The 1,751-nt window shown below is 61.1% G+C and carries 3 protein-coding genes and 1 riboswitch; all 3 genes read right to left on the bottom strand.

The features are described 5' to 3' along the window. On the bottom strand, positions 1-254 hold a 254-nt coding region (locus AD944_RS00520; RefSeq protein WP_169796345.1), incomplete at its 3' end, for a trimeric intracellular cation channel family protein. Positions 255-289: 35 nt separating this feature from the next. Beyond that, complete coding sequence (locus AD944_RS00515) at positions 290-1,321, bottom strand: threonine aldolase family protein (protein WP_045542714.1); 1,032 nt, start codon at positions 1,319-1,321, stop codon at positions 290-292. 45 nt (positions 1,322-1,366) lie between these two features. Continuing rightward, positions 1,367-1,476: riboswitch (SAM-I-IV-variant riboswitch) on the bottom strand. A gap of 68 nt (positions 1,477-1,544) precedes the next feature. After that, a partial coding sequence (locus AD944_RS16930; RefSeq protein WP_169796344.1) for a hypothetical protein occupies positions 1,545-1,751 on the bottom strand: 207 nt, incomplete at its 5' end.

Raw genomic sequence — 1,751 nt, 5'->3', positions numbered from 1 at the left:
CGGGGCCAGAGGCGGGCTGGCGTGAACCACACCAGCATGGCCATGAGCAAACAGACCGCCAGTGGGGTGGAAGCGTGCATCCAGAAAACAGGTGCGCCTATCAGCAGGTCTCGCACCGTGCCGCCGCCCACGCCTGTAACCGCCGCAAAGAATGCGAAGGTGACGAGGTTCTGCCGGGCGTGGGCTGCCTGCAATGCGCCGGAGATGGCAAACACACCGGTAGCCACAATATCCAGGCGCGGCAGGGCCGACATGGAAAACGCCTGGATGGCGAATAAATGCTCTGAGATCATACACTACAGGCAGCAAGATCAGCCGCCAGTTCATCCACACGGGCGGGGTCTGCATCCCACGCGAACATGAAACGCGCGCCGCCGCCAATAAAGGTATAGAAGCGCCAGCCGCGTTCCTGCAGGGCGATGAACACCTTTTCCGGCGCACGCAGGAAAACGGCATTGGACTGCACCGGAAACATCAGTTCCAGCCCCGGAACATCACGCACGGCATGGGCCAGACGGAGCGCGCAGTTATTGCCATACGCACCATTGCGCAGCCACGCTCCGCTTTCCAGCAGACCAACCCACGGCGCAGACAGGAAGCGCATTTTGGAGGCCAGTTGCCCGGCCTGCTTGCAGCGGTAATCAAACCCTTCGGCCAAAGCATGGTCAAAGAACAGAATGGCCTCACCCACGGCCATGCCGTTCTTTGTGCCGCCAAAACACAGCACATCCACGCCTGCTTTCCATGTCATGTCAGCCGGGGTGCAGCCAAGGGCGGCGCAGGCGTTGGCGAAGCGGGAGCCATCCATGTGCAGGCGCAGGCCCAGTTCCCGGCAGGTGGCGGAAAGGGCGCTAATTTCCTCTATCGTGTAGAGTTCACCCGTTTCCGTAGGCTGGGTGATGGTGACGGCGCGCGGCTTGGGGTAGTGGATATCTGTCCGGCAGGTGGCAAGAGTGCGCACATCCTGCGGGGTAAGTTTGGCGTTTTCCGTGCGGGCGACCAGCAGCTTGGAGCCGTTGGAGAAGAACTCCGGCGCGCCGCATTCATCCGTTTCCACATGCGCGAAAGAAGAACAGATCACGCTGTTATAGGACTGACACAATGCGGCCAGCGCCAGTGAGTTTGCAGCGGTGCCGTTGAAGGCGAAAAAGACCTCGCAATCTGTTTCAAACAGGGTGCGGAAGGCGTTGGCGGCGCGGGTTGTCCACTCGTCCTCGCCATAGGCGGTGAGAGAGCCCTCGTTGGCCTGTTGCATGGCCTGCCACGCTTCCGGGCAGATTCCGGCGTAGTTATCACTTGCAAATTGTTGGCTCACACTCATGGTCCTTTCTGACGTGCGGCTCCGGTAGCGAGGAGATGAGTGTGTGACTATGCCCGTTTTTGCCGGTCTGGCCACATCCCTTCACGTTTGTGAAGGCACCACCTTGCCGGGAGCAGGTTGGTGTCAGGCGACAGGCCTGACTCTTGATGTCTGGGCGGTGCAGTAGCAGAAGTGCAGGCGGCCCGCAACAGCCACTTTGCGGCAGCGGAAGCCGGACTTGCATTCATGTTGCCACAGGCAGCATGGAGCCAGCACCCCGTATGGCTGCGATCAGGCAGCGCCTCGCATCGCGGACCGGCGCTGCCACTGGCGGCAGGACTGATGGAAGGGGTGAGCCCTTCTTGCCCATGCCGTGCGTGATGTTCCGGGGCTGGAACTGATGTTTCCGGTGCAGTCCAATGCCGTTTTCCTGCGTGCGCCGGAAAAGGTG

It is taken from the genome of Acetobacter tropicalis (assembly GCF_001580915.1).
In the GTDB taxonomy this organism is placed as follows: Bacteria; Pseudomonadota; Alphaproteobacteria; order Acetobacterales; family Acetobacteraceae; genus Acetobacter; species Acetobacter tropicalis.
The sequence above is the reverse complement of the archived record's forward strand: the minus strand, read 5'-3'. Positions and strand labels throughout refer to the sequence as shown.

Excerpts from the sequence above, each read along its gene's own strand:
- AD944_RS00515 (WP_045542714.1), bottom strand. The coding sequence starts at position 1,321 with ATGAGTGTGAGCCAACAATTTGCAAGTGATAACTACGCCGGAATCTGC.